Raw genomic sequence first — 18,774 nt, forward strand, 5'->3', positions numbered from 1 at the left:
AGAATCAAGACGGCAAACGACCGACAACAATCACAGTGAATCTATTAGCCGACGGTCAACCGATCCAACACAAAGAAGTCAGTGAAAAAGATGATTGGCGCTATCGTTTCACAAATCTGCCAAAATACAAAGACGGGCAAGAAATCATCTATACTGTAACGGAAGACAACGTGCCAGAATACAGTACGACGATTGAAGGGTATAACATCAAAAACAGTTATATACCGGGCAAAACAAATATAGCTATACCAGGTAACCACATAAAACCGTGGAAAAATTTTCCAGAGAAGACAGAGAGAGAAAAAATTAGAAATCTATTCTCTCAAAAATTGCAAATATTTGCTCATACAGGGGAATCTAGCGAACAAAGAACCAATTATATTAGTAAGAGAGCTGTACCTAAACAGATAACAAATAAATCAAAAAGCATTCTTCCTAAAACAAGTAGTAAAAAATCTAGTTTTGCTGTAATCATTGGTTTATTGATAGTAACTATCTGTACAGGGATATTCTTACAAAAATATAAAACAGTTTAGTTAGAATAATTTTTGTTATTCAGAATATAATATTTCTTGTTAAATATGACTGAAAGCAAAAGAATAAAATTCCGCTTTATAATTGAAAAGAGCGTGGGACAAAAGCAAAGAACACTTTTGTCTCACGCTCTAAACACGTATAAACGGCGGAAGCAGAAGCAACTCCTTCGGAAGTAAGCTGAAATTCACAAAAATTTGAAAAGCAATTTTCGTGAACTTCTTCTTATTTCTTGGAGTTAAACGCTTCTGTCCCAGCCTCTTTTCGTAGAATCAATAAATATGGATTTGGCTAACTATGGAAGAATACTCTAGTTTTCAGCGTTCATACTAGTTGTTACATTGTTTGATGGGCTAAAAGAATTTCTGATATATTTTGTGCTAAATAAAGAAAAAGACGCTTGAATTGGGAAATAAGAAAACTACTCTATCATTACAAATTTTCATAAACTGGCAGATGTTCTAAGTAAACAAGTATCTTTTCAAAGTCGGAAAAATCCATGATCAACGTAGTGGTATTGATATTTGGATGAAAGCCTACGGTATCTTGACGATCAATAGCAGCATCGATCACGACTTGGATTTTTTTCTCTTTGTCGTGCATCAATGCTAATGGAGTCACTGTACCTGCTGGAACGCCTAGGAGGTCAGGAAGCTGTTCTTCAGAAACAAAAGATAAGCGCTTTTCTTTTAATTGTTCAGCTAGTTGTTTTAAATCGGCATGCTTTTCATCAGGCAAGATGACAAGATAGATTTTTTTTCCTTTTCTTGATTTCAATAATAGATTTTTTACTTGCGGACCAGGTAGGGAAAAAGGGACATTTTTGACTGACGTAATCGCAGGATGATCGACTTTTTGAAAAGAGATATCCAGTTTTTTTAGTAGTTCATAAGCTTCTTGTTCGGTTGCACGACTCATCGCGCATCACCCTCCTTTTTTTATTAGTGTATCATAAAAAAGAGTTGACAAATGAAAAATAATCATGTAAATTACACGTAAAGTTAAAACAAATGACATCGAAAAGAAGAGTAGCAGTTAGGTGTTTTTAGAGAGTCTCTGGTTGGTGGAAAGAGGCAGCAGTTAACCGTGAAACACATCTTGGAGTCGATTTTCTGAAGCGTATAGTAGGAAAATCCGGGGAGCCCGTTACAGCTGCGGTCGTTGCTAGATGACCAGATAAGGCTGGCTTTTCCGTGAGGAGCCGGTAAAAAAAGGTGGAACCACGTGATTAACGTCCTTTGATCTTCGGATCAAAGGACTTTTTGTTTTCATCTGATTTGCAACGACTGTGTGAGGTTTTTTCTGCAAGGAAAAAATAAACAGAGGTGGAACCACGTATAATACGTCCTCTTGGCATTTGCCAAGAGGATTTTTTTATTTTAAAGGAGGAAAAGAAGATGGAGTATTTAATTGAAGTTATGCCGCAATTATTAGTAGGAGCACTCACAACATTGAAATTATTTTTATTTACCTTGATTGGCTCGTTGCCATTAGGGATTATTTTAGCACTAGGATTGTCCTTGCATTTTAAGCCACTACGCTACTTTCTTCAAACATATGTATGGATCATGCGGGGAACGCCACTATTGTTACAGCTGATTTTTGTTTTTTATGGTTTGCCGACGATTGGGATCGTTTTTGATCGATTCGAAGCAGCGCTCATTGCTTTTATCTTGAACTATGCCGCTTATTTTGCAGAGATCTTCCGTGGAGGGATACAATCGATTCCTCAAGGTCAATATGAAGCAGCGCAAGTTTTGCAATTAAGTCCCTTCCAAACGGTGACGAAAATCGTCATCCCGCAAGTGACAAAGATTGTTTTACCTTCTGTAGGTAATGAAGTTATCAACTTGGTCAAAGATTCTTCCTTGATCTATATATTAGGTTTAGGTGACGTAATGCGTGCCGGGAAAATCGCGATGGAACGCGACGCGACTTTACTGCCTTTGCTAGGCGTGGCAATCATCTATCTTACATTGACTGGTATTCTAACAATCGTAATGAAACAAGTTGAAGGAAAATTAAATTATTACCGCTAACTGATAGGAGGAAGAAATATGATTGAATTGAAGAAAGTGAACAAAGCATTTGGTGAAAAAGAAATAATCAAAGATTTGGATCTAATCATTCCAGATGGGAAAACATTAGCTATCGTAGGCCCTTCCGGTGGCGGTAAAACCACGCTTTTACGTATCTTGGCTGGCTTAGAAAGTTCTGACAGCGGAGAATTTTATTTAGACGGTGTACCGTTCAATCCATTCGAACTTAAAATGAAAGAACAAGTTGTAGGAGTCGTATTCCAAGACTTCCAGCTATTTCCACATCTGAATATTTTTGAAAACATTACCTTAGCACCGAAAATGGTATTGAAACAGACAAAAGAAGAATACACTAAAAAAGCAGAAGAATTAGCGGCTTCATTAGGGATTAGCGATTTATTGAATAACTATCCTTATCAGCTTTCTGGCGGACAAAAACAACGGGTAGCGATTGCCAGAGCATTGGCCATGAATCCGAGGGTATTGGCTTATGATGAACCAACGAGTGCTTTAGATCCTGAGTTGCGTCAGCAAGTCGAGCGTTTGATCCTATCATTGAAAGAAGACGGGGTAACCCAAATCATTGTCACCCATGATCTCGTATTTGCAGAAAATGTCGGTGATCAACTATTAAAAGTTTCCCCAATTCGTTAAGAAAGGAGAAGATAGAGATGAAAAAAATCAGTTTTCTATTCGCTTTGTTCGTAGGTCTTCTTCTTTTTGCAGGCTGTTCGAATAAAAAGGCTTCAGCAGATAATTGGGCGGCTATCAACGAAGAGAAAAAAATCGTTATAGGTTTGGACGATACATTTGTTCCTATGGGATTTAGAGATAAAGACGGGAAGCTTACAGGATTCGATATTGATTTAGCCAAAGCAGTCTTTGAACAATATGGGATTACGGTAGACTTTCAGCCTATTGACTGGTCAATGAAGGAATTTGAATTGAACAATGGAACGATCGACTTGATCTGGAATGGCTATTCCAAGACACCGGCAAGAGAAAAGAAAGTGCAGTTTACAAAACCTTATATGGAAAATGATCAAGTACTGATCACACCTAAAGAATCAGGAATCACAAGCTTTGAGCAAATGAAAAATAAGAGATTAGGTGCGCAAAATGGGTCATCTGGTTATGATGTATTTACGAAACAACCAGAAGTGTTAAAAGAGATAGTCAAAAACCAAGATGCTGTTTTGTACGATAGTTTTAATGAAGCACTGATTGATCTGAAAAGCGGACGGATCGATGGTTTGCTGATGGATAAAGTATATGCGGACTATTATTTGAAACAAAGAAACGAGCTAGAAGACTTCAACATGACAAAAGGTTCTTACGAAAGTGAGGATTTTGCGGTTGGCGTGCGTAAGTCAGATGATACGTTAGTGAAGAAGATAAATGAAGCATTTGATCGATTAGAAAAAACAGGGGAATTCCAAAAGATCTCCAATAAATGGTTTGGTGAAGATGTCACGCCGAGAAATTAACAAAAACATACTAAGATTAGAGGGGAACATCATTCGTCAATGATGTTCCCCTCTAATCTTAGTATGTTTTACATAATTTTATTTTGTTATGGAAGGGGTTTCGTGTTATTCTAAAAAGAGGAACGATTGAAGGTTATAGGAAAGGAAGAGATGAATGGAACACAAAGAACTTACCTCATTTCCAAAAGATTTTCTGTGGGGCTCTGCTTCTGCAGCGTATCAAGTAGAAGGAGCTTGGCAAGAAGATGGGAAAGGCGAATCAGTCTGGGATCGATTTGTTCGGATTCCAGGAAAGACATTTAAAGGAACAAACGGTGATCTGGCAGTAGACCACTATCATCGTTATAAAGAAGATATTGCTTTAATGAAAGAACAAGGTCTGAAAGCTTACCGCTTCTCTGTAGCTTGGACACGGATTTTTCCTAATGGGCGCGGAGAAGTCAATCAAGCTGGGCTCGCTTTTTATGAGAGATTGATTGACGAATTGATTGAAAACGGTATCGAACCTATGTTGACTTTGTATCATTGGGATCTTCCACAAGCGTTGCAAGATGAATATAATGGTTGGGAGTCACGTCAGATTATTGAAGATTTCACTCATTATGCAGAAACATTATTTGAGGCATTCCGCGGGAAAGTCCATTACTGGATTAGTTTGAATGAACAAAATATCTTCACTTCATTAGGCTATTTATTAGCAGCACATCCGCCAGGCGTGACGGATCCAAAACGAATGTATGAAGTCAACCATATCGCAAATCTAGCAAATGCATCTGTCATCAACAAATTCCATGAGTTAGAAATGCCTGGGAAAATCGGACCAAGCTTTGCGTATACGCCAAATTATCCAATCGACAGTAATCCTGAAAATGTTCTGGCAGCCGAAAATGCAGAAGATCTAATGGCCAATTACTGGATGGATGTCTATATGTGGGGGAAATATCCTATTGCTGCTATGAGATTCTTAGAAGAAAAAGGATGGGCGCCAACGATTGAAGCGGGCGATGCAGAATTGCTAGAATCAGCCAAGCCAGATTTCCTTGGGATCAATTACTATCAAACAGCGACGAATGCATTCAATCCATTAGATGGGGTTGGAGCAGGAAAAATGAATACGACCGGGAAAAAAGGTTCATCAGAAGAAACTGGGGTTCCTGGAATGTATAAAAAAGTTGAGAATCCATTTGTCGAACGAACAAATTGGGACTGGGAAATCGACCCAGAAGGCTTAAGGATCGGATTGCGTCGTATCACGAGCCGTTACCGCATGCCGGTGCTGATCACGGAAAATGGCTTAGGAGAGTATGACAAGTTGACAGAAGACAAACAAATCCATGACGACTATCGAATCCATTACTTACAAAGCCATGTCAAAGCAATCAAAGAAGCAATTTCAGATGGAGCAGAAGTATTAGGCTATTGTACATGGTCTTATACAGATTTACTGAGTTGGCTGAACGGTTATCAAAAGCGATATGGATTTGTATATGTCGATCAAGATGAAACACAAGAAGGATCTTTGGAACGATATAAGAAAGACAGTTATTACTGGTACCAAAAACTGATCGAAGAAAATGGAGAGAACCTTTAGTTCTCATGCTTAAAACAAGAAGGTACGGCTGGATATGGCCGTGCCTTTTTTTGATAAAATCATTTAGAAATTAAGAAAAACTGTAAAATAAGCTGAAAAATGAAAGAAAGCGTCAGTTCTTTCAAACAAAACTTTAGTTCCCTTGCTTTTTTTTGTATAATGAAACTTGATGAAATGAGGGATAATAAATGGCACAAAAGAAACGGCCTACTAAGAAAAGGAAAAAGACGAAAAAAACGAAAAAGCAAAAACAGCAGCAAGAACAAATGCTGACGATTGGTGTTGGATTTGCCTTGATTCTATTTGCTGTATTCGGCTTTTTAAAATTAGGTTTTTTAGGAATATTGATTGCAAACGGCTTTCGGATCATTGCAGGAAATACTTACCAAATCCTCTGTCTTTTATTAGCCGTATTAGGATTTTGGATTGTCATTAAGAATACAGAGTTTTCAATTGGCAAAAACCGACGCTGGTTTGGCGGTATACTCTTTTATTTCGGTATCTTATTATTGCTACATGCCCATTTATTCGGCAAACTCCATACTGGGGAACCAAATATCATGGGAACGACATGGGACTTATTAGCTAGCGATATAAAACAAAGTCAAGTAGATAATAACGTTGGCGGAGGAATGATCGGAGCAATTCTTTATCATTTCACTTATTTCTTGATTGCACAGCCTGGAAGTTATTTAGCAGCCGTTCTATTACTGGCGGGTGGAGCATTCTTGTTCAGTAATTTGGAAGGCTATCAGCTGCTGAATGGTATCCAATCAATTGGAGAACGGGTACAGGAATTATTAGAAGGTGATCCTGCCAAGCAAGCTCAAAAGCAAGCGGCAAAGGAAGAAAGAATGAAACAGCGTGCAGAAGCGAAAGAAGCAAGACGCTTGGCTGCGCAAGAAGCAGCAGAAAAAGAAGCTGCAGAATATGAGAAGAAAAAAGTTGTGAACAAGCAAAGGAAAAATACTCCTGATGAATGGCAGGAACCAGAAAATGCCGAACCTGAGCAGTTAAGTTTTGTTCCAATTGACAGTTTTCAAGAAAATATCCATCCTGCGAATCAAGAGAAACCAGTACCAGATACACCAAAACAGACCAATATAGCAGAAGGCTTTGCTGATGAGTTGCCAGAGGATGACGGTACTTCATTAGAATTTGAGATCGAAGCAGAACAGGAAAATCAAGATTATGAATTGCCGACAGTTGACTTGCTTGATTCTATACCAACTGTGGATCAAAGTGATGAGTATAAAAAAATTGAAAAAAATATCGGTGTATTGGAACAAACTTTCCAAAGTTTCGGGGTGGATGCTAAGGTCGTCAAAGCTAGTTTAGGCCCATCCGTCACAAAATTTGAAGTCCAACCAGCTGTAGGGGTAAAAGTAAGTAAAATCGTGAACTTAACAGATGATATCGCACTTGCTTTAGCAGCGAAAGATGTTCGGATGGAAGCGCCGATCCCAGGTAAATCACTGATTGGTATTGAAGTACCAAATGGAAAGATCAGTATGGTTTCCTTTAGAGAAATCATCGAAGCTCAGCCAAACCATCCAGACAAATTACTGGAAGTACCTTTAGGACGTGATGTTTCTGGACGAGTACAAACGGCTGATCTTTCGAAAATGCCTCACTTACTTGTAGCTGGTTCGACTGGTAGTGGGAAGTCAGTAGCAATCAATGGGATCATTACAAGTATATTGATGCGTGCTAAGCCCCATGAAGTAAAACTGATGATGATCGATCCGAAAATGGTTGAATTAAATATGTACAACGGGATACCTCATCTGTTGACGCCGGTCGTGACGAACCCTAGAAAAGCGGCACAAGCCTTACAAAAAGTAGTACAAGAAATGGAAGAACGATATGAAAAATTTGCGGCAACTGGTGTAAGAAATATTTCTGGTTACAATGAATTTGTTCAGCAGAAAAACTTAGAAAACGGAACGAAACACCCAACCTTACCATTCATCGTAGTAATCGTAGATGAATTAGCTGACTTGATGATGGTAGCTAGCAACGAAGTCGAAGATGCGATTATTCGTTTAGCGCAAATGGCTCGGGCAGCGGGCATCCACATGATCCTAGCTACTCAACGTCCAAGTGTGGATGTTATCACAGGGATCATCAAAGCAAATGTACCTTCCAGAATGGCATTTGCTGTATCAAGCGGTACAGATTCTCGGACGATCATCGACTCTAATGGAGCAGAAAAGCTCTTAGGGCGAGGAGATATGCTGTTCTTACCAATGGGTGAGAATAAACCTATCCGTGTGCAAGGAGCATTCATCTCTGACCATGAAGTGGAGCGGGTCGTTCAATTTGTTACAAATCAGCAAGAAGCTCATTATGAAGAGAAAATGATGCCGACAGATGAAGTTGAAACGGCAGGTGTCCCAGAACAGCCACAAGATGAGCTGTTTGAGGAAGCAAAAGCACTTGTTGTTGAAATGCAAACAGCAAGTATCTCCCTTCTCCAAAGAAGGTTTCGAATCGGTTACAACCGAGCCGCTCGACTCGTAGATGAACTGGAAGCTCATGGAGTTGTTGGCCCATCAGAAGGAAGTAAGCCTCGGAAAGTATTCATTGAGCAAGAGGAAACATCAGAACCACTGCCGGAAGATAATGATATGTAAAACTTGTTCGATGAACGGTTGAAAAAAGAATAACTATGTAAAAAAGACAAGACATGATGATACCAAGAGAAAAAATGGCTTTTTTCCCATTTTTTCTAATACGGTACGATGTCTTGTCTTTTTTGCTTTTTATGAGATGAAAGTTCTATTCGATTTATTTGTGAAGTATTGCATTAACTAAACGAATCATGTATAGTATGTAGCGAAACTTTGAGAAAAAGAGGGAAAATACTTTGGAAAAACAATCCATCTATGGCTTGACGAATGAAGAATTAATCAATTGGTTTATAGAAAACGGTGAGAAAAAATTCCGAGCTGCCCAAGTTTGGGAATGGTTGTATCAAAAACGTGTAAGTAACTTCACAGAAATGACGAATCTATCAAAACAATTGATAGAAAAATTATCGGCGCATTTTATCATCAATCCTCTGAAACAAATGGTCGTCCAAGAAGCTTCGGACGGTACAGTTAAATATTTGTTTGAACTTCCTGATAAAAATATGATCGAGACCGTACTAATGAGACAAGAATACGGCTTGTCCGTTTGCGTGACGACACAAGTAGGATGTAATATCGGCTGTACATTTTGTGCAAGCGGGTTGCTTAAAAAGAACAGAGACCTGACCGCTGGAGAAATCGTTGCGCAGATCATGATGGTTCAACATTATTTTGATGAGCGCAATCTTGGTGAACGTGTTTCCCATGTCGTCGTAATGGGAATCGGTGAGCCATTTGATAATTACGACAATGTAATGGACTTTTTGCATATTATTAATGATGCCAAAGGATTGGCGATTGGTGCGCGACATATTACAGTTTCTACTAGTGGCTTAGCACACAAAATCAAGGAATTCGCTAATAACGGCTTGCAAGTCAATCTGGCTATTTCCTTGCACGCGCCGAATAATGAGGTGCGAACATCGATCATGCGGATCAACCGAAGTTTCCCAATTGAGAAATTGATGGAAGCTGTGGATGAGTATTTAGAGAAAACAAACCGTCGAATCACGTTTGAATATATCATGTTGAATCAAGTAAATGATAGACCAGAGCATGCGCAACAATTAGCAGATCTATTAAAAGATAAGAAAAAATTAGCATATGTCAACTTGATTCCATATAATCCAGTCAGTGAACATGATCAATATTCTCGCAGTCCAAAAGCTGATGTATTGAGATTTTATGATGTATTGAAGAAAAACGGCGTAAACTGTGTGATACGTAAAGAACATGGTACAGATATTGATGCAGCTTGCGGACAATTGCGAAGCAAGCAAATGAAAAAAACAGCTGCCAAATAATCGTAGCCTACTTCGTTTTTTCAATTACCATAAAAGGAGCAGTTTTCTTAATTAAGGAACTGTCCAACTTAAATAAGTGAAAAGATTCTATAGCGAAAGTTATAAAGCGTTTTTTGACAAGAAAAGCCCTCATAAGCAAAGAAATGTCGTCAATTTGATGACAGCCTGCTTGATGGGGGTTTTAGCAATTATTTAACTGATTTTCTTATATCCTTGCTGGCTTTCTTGTGTAGCATGATAAGTTTCTACGTCAAGAATGGCCTGTTTAAATTTTTCTCGGGTGATTTCATAAGGCACATGTTTGATATCATTTGTGGTCATGGCTTTATCTAAGATTGCTTCTAAATCGGTCGTGACATTGAGATTCATGTCGGCTAACGATACTGGAAGTTGGTTCTTTTTCATAAACACATAGATTTTGTCAAACAAATCGAACTGCTGATCCATCATCAATAAGGTCAGTACACCATAACTGACAGATGCTCCGTGAAGGTATCCCTCCATTTTTTCTAGAACAGTCGTACCGTAATAGAATGAGTGTGCCATAGCAGAATTATAGTTATTGTTAACTAAAACAGAAACCAATCCGGTAGTAACAATGATATCCGAAACGACTTGTTCAATTGCATATGAGGGACGATCGTCGGCACTATCTTTCAATGCTTGCGTACCATAAGTCAAGAGACGATCAATGCACATTTTTCCGATTTGGATTCCTAATCTATCCGTGTAGCCTAAATCATCGCCACGAGCAGAAAAAGTAGATTCGACTTCTTTGGATAAAGCATCGCCAATACCTGCCCATAAGTATTTATCAGGTGCTTCGGCAATAATTGTTGTATCAATGAAGGTGTGTACAGGTGGTTTTGAAGGAAAGAAGAGTCCGTCCATTACGCCTTCTTCGTTATAGATGACACACACCGCAGTGACGGGCGAACAGTTCGAACCAATAGTGGGGAAGGTGAAGACTGGTTTAGCTAGTTTTTCACCAATGACTTTTACAGTATCGCAAGCACGACCACCGCCGACTGCAAACAAGACGTCTGCTTTTTGGACACTTTCATGTTGGATCAACTGTTCAATATTTTCATAAGTTGAATTACCTCCGTACCAGAGACTGGCGTTAACTTCTATTTCCTGAGTCAAAGCTGCTTTTATTTTGTTTTCTGCTTTTGAAAGTGCAGTCTTCCCTCCAATCAGCACTACTTTTGTCCCATATTCTTTGACGATTCCATTTGCTTTTTCATACGCATCTGTTCCAATGGTATAATTTGGTAAGAAAACACTTTGACTCATATTCTTTTCCTTCTTTCTTCGTTGAAACGGGTTAAAATTTTAAAGAGTGATCGATCTGACCGCGGCTGTAGATGGAGTAGAGGCAAGCTCAAGACAGGATAAGTAATGAATAAGGTGGCATGAACACCTTGAAATCATCAATAAGTATCCTAAAAACGAACAAGTACAAAAACATTGAAAACGACAATAATGAATTTTTGTTCCTCCTAGTATTTCTACGATTCCTCTTGCTTATTTAAATAATCTAAAAATTCTGAACATTTAGATTATTTTATAAAAATGTGTTTCATTTGTCAATTCATAATTGGTTTTTTTAAAGCAAAAGATAATCTATATCATGATGAACAAACAGAGTTTTTTCCTCCAATTGATGGCTTTCCTGATCTTTCCTATTTTGAATAAAGTGTTTCTGTATAATTTTTTTATTTTATAAGTAAGGTAAATAATGAAAGAATAGAGATACTGATTGGTAGCTAAAGATTTTTGAGCGAGAACATTTCGTTTTTTCAAAAGGACTGTTAGAATAAGCAAGAACAAGGGGGAAGACGTATGATAATCAGTGAATTTGACCGTAATAATCCAGTATTGAAAGATCAGCTTTCTGATTTACTGAGACTGACTTGGCCGGAAGAATATGGAGACAGCTCGGCAGAAGAAGTAGAAGAAATGATGAATCCAGAACGGATCGCGGTAGCAGCGGTTGACCAAGATGAGTTAGTAGGATTTATTGGTGCAATCCCTCAATACGGTATCACAGGTTGGGAATTGCATCCATTAGTTGTAGAAAGCTCCCGACGAAAGAACCAAATAGGTACTCGATTAGTCAATTACTTAGAAAAAGAAGTAGCTTCCAGAGGAGGAATCACGATTTATTTAGGTACGGATGATTTAGACCATGGAACAACGTTAAGTCAAACGGACCTGTATGAGCATACATTTGATAAAGTGGCTTCCATCCAGAACCTTCGTGAACATCCCTATGAGTTCTATGAAAAATTAGGTTATAAAATCGTAGGTGTCTTACCAAATGCAAATGGCTGGGACAAACCGGATATTTGGATGGCAAAAACGATTATTCCTCGACCAGATTCTCAATAATAAAAAGAGGTGGTGAAATCAGCGTCCTGACCTGAGCTAATACCGAGGGTCAGCTGATTGAACACCGTTTATCAAGAGGTTGTGAGCCTGCCGTTCAGCTCCGAGTCACAAGGAACAATTTCAAAAAACAGCTTCTCATGTTTGATGAATATTGTGACTTGTGACCGAGGAGTTGGCAGGAGAACACCGTTTAGTGGAGAGGTTGTGAAAAAGCTGTCCTGCATCAAGTAATAAGAACAGCCAAACAAAAATAGCTCCTCCTATTTTTCGTTTGGTTGGGCTTATTACCGCAGATGCAAGCTTTTGAACACCGTTTATTCGGATAAGGAACTGTGACAAGACTTTTGTCAGAGTTCCTTTTTGTTTATTCTTTTTTATCTTTGTATGGCAATAATAGACAATATAACAAAAATTATTTAATGGCTACTGAAAGACAATAGAAAACCTTGTACAAAGCTATTTTTTCTGAAAAATTCCTTGAAACCTCACGAAAAAATCATTATTTTATGAAAAAGACAAAAAAAAGTGTTGATTTTTTAATAATTATTCATTAAACTCTTAAACAACTTCAGAAAATATTAATTATTCTGAAAATTCCAATAAAGGGGTACGTAAAATGAAAAAGAAATTTACATTTGGGTTGGTTGCGGTATGCGGCCTTGTACTTGCTGGATGTTATGGCGGCAGTTCAGCCACAAGCAGTAGTTCAGCAAAAAGCGGTTCAGCAGATGGAGGAGGCGTATTTAACTTAGTCGTGCCTCAAGAAATGCCTACAGCTGACTTATCAGTTGCAACAGATACAATCAGTTTTACAGCATTGAATAACGTTTATGAAGGTATTTACCGTCTTGATGAAGATAGCAAACCACAGCCGGCAGGAGCTAGCGAGTTGGCAGAAGTCAGTGAAGACGGATTAACTTACAAAATCAAATTACGAGAAGACGCAAAATGGTCAAATGGTGATCCTGTGACAGCAGCGGATTACGTTTATGGTTGGCAACGAACAGTAGACCCAGCTACAGCTTCTGAATATGCTTACCTGTATGCGCCAGTTGAAAACGCAGAAGACATCACAGCTGGAAAGAAAGATAAATCAGAACTAGGGATCAAAGCAGTTGGCGACTATGAATTAGAAATCAAATTGACGAAACAAACACCATATTTCCAATACCTGCTTGCTTTCCCATCATTTTTCCCACAAAAACAATCCGTAGTGGAAGAAAATGGGGATGCCTATGCATCTGCAAGTGATAAAGCTGTTTATAATGGACCATTCACATTAGAAGATTTCGATGGACCAGGAACAGATACAGAATGGACTTATAAGAAAAATGACCATTACTGGGACAAAGACACAGTAAAACTTTCTGAAATCAAAGTCAGTGTAGTAAAAGAATCTTCTACTGCGTTGAACTTATTCAAAGATGGCCAAGCAGATGATGTGATCTTGTCTGGTGAATTAGCACAGCAAAACGCAAACGATCCAGCTTATACTTCTGTTAAAGAAGCACGAACAAGCTATATCGAATTCAACCAACGCGAAAAGAATTCACCATTCAACAATGTGAACCTAAGAAAAGCTATTTCTTATTCTATCGATCGTGAAGCTTTAGTAAAACAAGTACTAGGTGACGGATCAGTTGTCTCTACAGGATTGATCCCATCAGATATGGTAAAAAGTCCAACAACGAACGAAGACTTTGTAAAAGAAGCTGGAAAATTAGTTTCTTATGACAAAGACAAAGCAAAAGAATATTGGGAAAAAGCGAAAAAAGAATTGGGCGTTGATTCTTTAGAATTTGATTTGATGGCTTCTGATGATGATTCATCGAAAAAAGTAATCGAATATGTTCAAAACTCAATCCAAGAAAACTTGGATGGCGTAACAGTCAAACCAACACCTGTTCCATTCTCTGTACGTCTTGACCGCTCAACTTCGGGTGATTTTGACGCAGTACTAGGTGGATGGGCTGCTGACTATGCAGACCCAAGCAGCTTTACTGATTTGTTTGTCACAGGTAATTCATACAACCGTGGTCGCTGGAGCAATGCAGAATATGACGAAGCAGTTAAAGCAGCTTCATCAACAGATGCTGGCGATGAACAAGCACGTTGGGATGATTTCCAAAAAGCAATCAAGATCATCTCTGATGATATGGGTGTCGTTCCGGTGTACCAAAAAGCAGAAGGTCACCTAGTGAATGAAAAAATCAAAGGTATCGTTCACCATGCTGCAGGCGCTTCATGGGATTACAAATGGACATACGTTGAAGAATAATCGTTAATACCGTGAGCATGAGAAAAAACGAGGCTGCGGCAAATGTCGCAACCTCGTTCTCATATTTACTTATCCTAACAAAGAAAAAAGCATGAAAATAGCAGAAAGAGCAATTAGTATTCCGGCAATGATCAGCCAAAAGCTGTACATACCGTAGCTGGCAGACGAGAGCGAGGAAAATTCTGGTTTTTTCTTTCGGTTCCTTGTTCGTGCAAGATGGACTGATCGCTGAAAATGATCGAAGAAACCCGAAGAAAAGACCCATAAAAAACCGCCGATAATCAGAAACGGCAATGACCATAAGAATAGATCATTAGATAATTGAATGAGTGTAAAGGAATGGTTGATGACGTTTTTTATTAAAATAACCAGAATCAGTAGAAAAGCTACTGCGTAAGGGATAGATTTTTTTTTCATTTGATTGCTCCTTTATTTTTGGTTCATTATCTAATAATGTAGCGAAACATCTGTCAGAAGTCAAAAGCTAGGGGGAAACATTAGTGAATAGTTATATCAAATATGTATTAAAACGTGTCTTTTTCATGATCATCACGCTTTGGTTAATTGCAACAATCACCTTTTTCTTGATGCAATTGCTGCCGGGCACGCCATATACGAATCAGGAACGTTTGAGTCCTGAAACAATCGAGATGCTAAATAAACAAGTCGGTTTGGATAAACCAGTTATCGTACAATATGGGATTTATCTTTCTAATTTGCTTCAAGGCGATTTTGGAATTTCCTTCCAATTTAAAAACCAGCCAGTCGCACATTTGTTAGCTGGAAGAATCGGACCATCTTTGCAATTAGGGTTACAGGCAATTATCTTTGGAACAGTCCTAGGAACGATTTTAGGAACGATTTCTGCCATGAAGCAAAATACATGGGCAGATACATCTTCTACACTTGTAGCGATATTAGGTCGTTCCATTCCAAACTTTGTATTTGCTGTTTTACTACAATATATCTTTGCAATCAAATTACAAGTTTTACCAATCGCAAAATGGGATGGCTTTGTGTACACGATCTTGCCGACAATTGCATTGGCCATGTCGCCGCTTGCTGATTCTGCTCGATTTATCCGGACGGAAATGGTGGAAGTACTGCATAGTGATTACGTGGAATTAGCAAAAGCAAAAGGGTTGAGCCGTTGGGAAATCGCCTTTAAACATGGTCTTCGAAATAGTTTGATCCCATTGATGACTTTATTAGGACCCTTGGCTGTCGCATTGATGACCGGATCACTGGTGGTAGAAAATATCTTTGCTATTCCTGGTATCGGGGAACAATTCGTTAAGTCGATCACAACAAATGATTATCCTACGATCATGGCTGTAACGATCCTTTACTCATTTATGTTGATTTTTGTTATTTTGATCGTTGATTTGTTGTACGGTCTAGTTGATCCAAGAATTCGTGTTTCAGAAGGGAGCCGAGGATAAATGGAAATGACACCAAAGCGTTATGAAACAGTCGCAGATATTCCTGCGGATGAGTTTCTTCCATTACAAAAAAATACCGAAGAAGAACGTGAGCAGATTACTGCGCCTTCTTTGAATTTTATCCAAGATTCATGGCGCCGTTTAAAGAAAAACAAAGCTGCCGTTATTTCAATGTTTTTACTGTTGGTCATCATTTTGATCTCTGTGGTCACGATCTTTGTTTCTCCACATGATCCAACTGCCCAAAATGTGGCTTATATCAATCTGCCTCCTCGTATTCCGGGAATCAATATCGATGGATTGAATGGAAAAGCAATGGTCGGCGGTGAACTGGTGGATAAATATGCTCAAGCAAACGTTCCTTCAAACGTAAGTTTCTTTTTAGGAACAGACGGTTTGGGCCGTGATGTATTAAGCCGTTTATTTATGGGAACGAGAATCTCGTTGCTGATCGCATTTATTGCTGCATTACTAGATGTAACGATTGGTGTAGCTTACGGGTTAATATCTGGTTTGTTAGGCGGACGTGTCGATAATGCGATGCAACGTTTTTTGGAAATCTTGTCAGGAATTCCAAACCTCGTTGTCATGATCTTGATGTTGGTCGTTTTTGAACCAGGAATTTTTTCCATCGTGGCTGCTATGGCCATCACAAACTGGATACCAATGGCACGTATCGTTCGTGCACAAACAATGAAATTAAAAGATCAAGAATATGTTCTAGCTGGATTGACATTAGGTGAATCAAGAATGAAAATTGCATTCAAACATATTTTGCCGAATATCTCCAGTGTCATTATTATTCAAATGATGTTTAGCATCCCATCTGCTATTTTCTTCGAAGCCTTTTTAAGTTTTATCGGTTTAGGTCTTACGCCTCCGTCAGCTTCATTAGGAACGATGTTGAGCGAAGGGTACAAGACATTCCTGTATCTGCCTTATCTATTATGGATTCCGGCAGTAACTTTATCGGTTATCATGATTGGCTTTAACTTACTTGCTGATGGATTGCGTGATGCCTTTGATCCTAAAATGAAAGAGTGAGGACGATGACGAAAATTTTAGAAGTGAAAGACTTAGAAATCTCTTTTGATACGTATGCTGGAAAGGTACGAGCGATTCGCGGTGTCAATTTTCATTTGAATAAAGGAGAAACATTGGCGATCGTTGGGGAATCCGGAAGCGGAAAATCAGTGACGACCAGAAGCATCATGCGCTTGCTGTCGAGCAATGCCAATATAGATGCTGGGCAAATCCTCTTTAAAGGTAAAGACATCGTTGAAAAGACAGAAAGAGAGATGCAAAAAATCCGCGGAAAAGAAATAGCAATGATTTTCCAAGATCCAATGACCTCTTTAGATCCGACGATGCCTATTGGGAAACAAGTTGCTGAGTCTCTTAGAAAGCATAATAAAGTTTCGAAAAAAGAGGGACAAAAAGCTGCATTAGAACTGCTTAAATTAGTTGGTATACCTGAAGCTGAGAAACGTATCAATAGTTATCCCCATCAGTTTTCAGGAGGTCAACGCCAACGGATCGTGATTGCGATCGCACTGGTATGTTATCCGGAAATCCTGATTGCTGATGAACCCACAACAGCACTTGATGTGACTATCCAAGCACAAATTTTGGAACTGCTGAAAGAAATTCAGACAAAAATCGATACATCAATCATTTTTATCACTCATGACCTTGGTGTAGTAGCAAACGTTGCTGACCGTGTAGCTGTTATGTATGGGGGAAGAATCGTTGAAGTTGGAACATCCGAAGAGATTTTCTACAACCCGCAACATCCCTATACTTGGGGACTGCTTGGGTCAATGCCGACATTAGACAGTGCGAACGACCGATTGTATGCCATTCCTGGTTCTCCACCGGATTTATTGAACCCGCCAAAAGGAGACGCATTCTACCCAAGAAATGAATTCGCGATGAAAATCGATGCAGAACAAGAACCGCCATTTTTTGAACTATCAAAAACGCACAAGGCAGCAACTTGGCTACTTGCTCCACAAGCGCCTAAAGTGACGCCGCCAGAAGAAATCCAACGTCGCTGGGCTATTTTTAAAGAGAAACAAAAACATACTTATGGTCAAGGAGGAATTGCTGATGCCAAATAAACTACTTGAAGTTAAAGGACTGAAACAGTATTTCAATGTAGGAAAAAAGAATGAAGTACATGCTGTAAATGACATCAGCTTTCACATCTATGAAGGAGAAACATTTGGTTTAGTAGGAGAATCTGGAAGCGGAAAATCCACTACTGGCCGTACGATCATTCGTTTGAATGAACCTACTGACGGTGAGATATTATTCGACGGTCAAGATGTAACGAAGATCAAAGACAAAAAAGGATTGACGAAATTCCGACATGATGTTCAGATGATCTTTCAAGATCCATACGCTTCGTTGAATCCTCGGATGAAAGTCAGAGATATCATTGCGGAAGGAATTGATGTCAATGGGTTAGCTAAGTCACCAAAGGAACGTGCCAAAAAAGTCGATGATCTATTAAGAACCGTTGGATTGAATCCGAGCCATGGCACTCGTTATCCCCATGAATTTTCAGGAGGACAACGCCAGCGTATTGGTATTGCACGAGCATTAGCAGTAAAACCGCGATTTATCATTTGCGATGAACCGATTTCTGCATTAGATGTTTCCATCCAAGCCCAAGTTGTTAATTTATTGCAAGATCTCCAACGAGAACATCAATTGACCTATCTATTTATTGCGCATGATTTATCAATGGTTAAACATATCAGCGACCGAATCGGTGTAATGCATAACGGTTTGTTATTAGAAATGGGAAAAAGTGATGAAATATATAATCATGGTGTCCATCCTTATACAGAAAGTTTGTTATCTGCTATTCCTTTGCCAGATCCAGATCATGAGAGAAAGCGCAGAAGAATCAAATATCAACCCGAACCAGATGACGGACAAGTACGTCAGCTTCGTGAAATCGCACCAGAACATTTTGTCTATGCAACTGAGCAGGAAGTCCCATATTATGCAAAAAAATTAAAACGACAAAAGGAATCTCTTCTGGTTGCTAACTAGGAGGGACAT

General features: G+C 38.9%; 16 protein-coding genes, 2 pseudogenes and 1 other annotated feature. Of the genes and pseudogenes, 14 read left to right on the forward strand and 4 right to left on the reverse strand.

The window, feature by feature from the left end; genetic code table 11:
* Positions 1-536, forward strand: a 536-nt coding sequence (locus tag KFO35_RS08570) for a Cna B-type domain-containing protein (RefSeq protein WP_211140337.1), incomplete at its 5' end; no start/stop codon positions are given.
* A gap of 430 nt (positions 537-966) precedes the next feature.
* On the opposite strand, the gene KFO35_RS08575 is transcribed toward KFO35_RS08570, so the two are convergent.
* Positions 967-1,452, reverse strand: a complete 486-nt coding sequence (locus KFO35_RS08575; RefSeq protein WP_002293342.1) for a prolyl-tRNA synthetase associated domain-containing protein — start codon at positions 1,450-1,452, stop codon at positions 967-969.
* Positions 1,453-1,541: 89 nt separating this feature from the next.
* Positions 1,542-1,776: a binding site (T-box leader), on the forward strand.
* A 155-nt stretch (positions 1,777-1,931) separates the two neighbouring features.
* Between KFO35_RS08575 and KFO35_RS08580 the strand changes: the two genes are divergently transcribed.
* The 7 genes and pseudogenes from KFO35_RS08580 (at position 1,932) to KFO35_RS14410 (ending at position 9,784) form a co-directional block, all read left to right on the forward strand.
* Complete coding sequence (locus tag KFO35_RS08580) at positions 1,932-2,573, forward strand: amino acid ABC transporter permease (RefSeq protein WP_002293344.1); 642 nt, start codon at positions 1,932-1,934, stop codon at positions 2,571-2,573.
* A gap of 18 nt (positions 2,574-2,591) precedes the next feature.
* On the forward strand, positions 2,592-3,227 hold the full coding sequence (locus KFO35_RS08585; RefSeq protein WP_002293345.1) for an amino acid ABC transporter ATP-binding protein: 636 nt from the start codon (positions 2,592-2,594) through the stop codon (positions 3,225-3,227).
* Positions 3,228-3,244: 17 nt separating this feature from the next.
* Entirely contained in the window at positions 3,245-4,060 is an 816-nt protein-coding gene (locus tag KFO35_RS08590; protein ID WP_070704702.1) for an amino acid ABC transporter substrate-binding protein, read from the forward strand.
* A gap of 154 nt (positions 4,061-4,214) precedes the next feature.
* The gene (locus KFO35_RS08595; protein ID WP_002315747.1) at positions 4,215-5,651 is read left to right on the forward strand and encodes a glycoside hydrolase family 1 protein; all 1,437 of its coding nucleotides are present in this window, start codon (positions 4,215-4,217) and stop codon (positions 5,649-5,651) included.
* 188 nt (positions 5,652-5,839) lie between these two features.
* Complete coding sequence (locus tag KFO35_RS08600) at positions 5,840-8,287, forward strand: DNA translocase FtsK (protein WP_002315748.1); 2,448 nt, start codon at positions 5,840-5,842, stop codon at positions 8,285-8,287.
* A 233-nt stretch (positions 8,288-8,520) separates the two neighbouring features.
* Entirely contained in the window at positions 8,521-9,588 is a 1,068-nt protein-coding gene (gene rlmN, locus KFO35_RS08605) for a dual-specificity RNA methyltransferase RlmN (protein WP_002293564.1), read from the forward strand.
* Positions 9,578-9,784, forward strand: a pseudogene (locus KFO35_RS14410) (hypothetical protein). Before rlmN ends, KFO35_RS14410 begins: the two are co-directional and overlap by 11 nt.
* Here KFO35_RS14410 and KFO35_RS08610 read toward each other — a convergent pair.
* The gene (locus tag KFO35_RS08610; protein WP_002315749.1) at positions 9,781-10,884 is read right to left on the reverse strand and encodes an iron-containing alcohol dehydrogenase family protein; all 1,104 of its coding nucleotides are present in this window, start codon (positions 10,882-10,884) and stop codon (positions 9,781-9,783) included. The pseudogene KFO35_RS14410 and the gene KFO35_RS08610 sit on opposite strands and share 4 nt — an antisense overlap.
* A 549-nt stretch (positions 10,885-11,433) precedes the next feature.
* Here KFO35_RS08610 and KFO35_RS08615 point away from each other — a divergent pair.
* Complete coding sequence (locus tag KFO35_RS08615; protein WP_002293989.1) at positions 11,434-11,982, forward strand: aminoglycoside 6'-N-acetyltransferase; 549 nt, start codon at positions 11,434-11,436, stop codon at positions 11,980-11,982.
* Positions 11,983-12,303: 321 nt separating this feature from the next.
* On the opposite strand, the pseudogene KFO35_RS14460 reads toward KFO35_RS08615, so the two are convergent.
* Positions 12,304-12,405: pseudogene (locus KFO35_RS14460) on the reverse strand (ribonuclease P); the annotation flags it as partial.
* 193 nt (positions 12,406-12,598) lie between these two features.
* Between KFO35_RS14460 and KFO35_RS08620 the strand changes: the two are divergent.
* Entirely contained in the window at positions 12,599-14,260 is a 1,662-nt protein-coding gene (locus tag KFO35_RS08620) for a peptide ABC transporter substrate-binding protein (protein WP_002315750.1), read from the forward strand.
* Positions 14,261-14,329: 69 nt separating this feature from the next.
* Here the strand turns inward: KFO35_RS08620 and KFO35_RS08625 are convergent, their stop codons facing one another.
* Positions 14,330-14,677 (reverse strand): DUF3899 domain-containing protein, encoded by a 348-nt coding sequence (locus tag KFO35_RS08625; protein ID WP_002293571.1) that lies wholly within the window; start codon positions 14,675-14,677, stop codon positions 14,330-14,332.
* 83 nt (positions 14,678-14,760) lie between these two features.
* On the opposite strand from KFO35_RS08625, the gene opp3b reads away from it, so the two are divergent.
* Genes opp3b through KFO35_RS08645 form a run of 4 tightly spaced genes read left to right on the forward strand, consistent with a single transcriptional unit; the run spans position 14,761 to position 18,765 of the window.
* Positions 14,761-15,702: an oligopeptide ABC transporter permease gene (gene opp3b, locus KFO35_RS08630; protein ID WP_002293573.1), complete on the forward strand. Its 942-nt coding sequence runs from the start codon at positions 14,761-14,763 to the stop codon at positions 15,700-15,702.
* Positions 15,703-16,746 (forward strand): ABC transporter permease, encoded by a 1,044-nt coding sequence (locus tag KFO35_RS08635; RefSeq protein WP_002293574.1) that lies wholly within the window; start codon positions 15,703-15,705, stop codon positions 16,744-16,746.
* 5 nt (positions 16,747-16,751) lie between these two features.
* Entirely contained in the window at positions 16,752-17,822 is a 1,071-nt protein-coding gene (locus KFO35_RS08640; protein ID WP_002315752.1) for an ABC transporter ATP-binding protein, read from the forward strand.
* Positions 17,812-18,765: an ABC transporter ATP-binding protein gene (locus KFO35_RS08645; protein ID WP_002315753.1), complete on the forward strand. Its 954-nt coding sequence runs from the start codon at positions 17,812-17,814 to the stop codon at positions 18,763-18,765. Before KFO35_RS08640 ends, KFO35_RS08645 begins: the two co-directional genes overlap by 11 nt.
* The last annotated feature ends 9 nt before the right edge of the window (positions 18,766-18,774 follow it).

The sequence above is a fragment of the Enterococcus lactis genome (assembly GCF_015751045.1).
Taxonomy (GTDB): Bacteria; Bacillota; Bacilli; order Lactobacillales; family Enterococcaceae; genus Enterococcus_B; species Enterococcus_B lactis.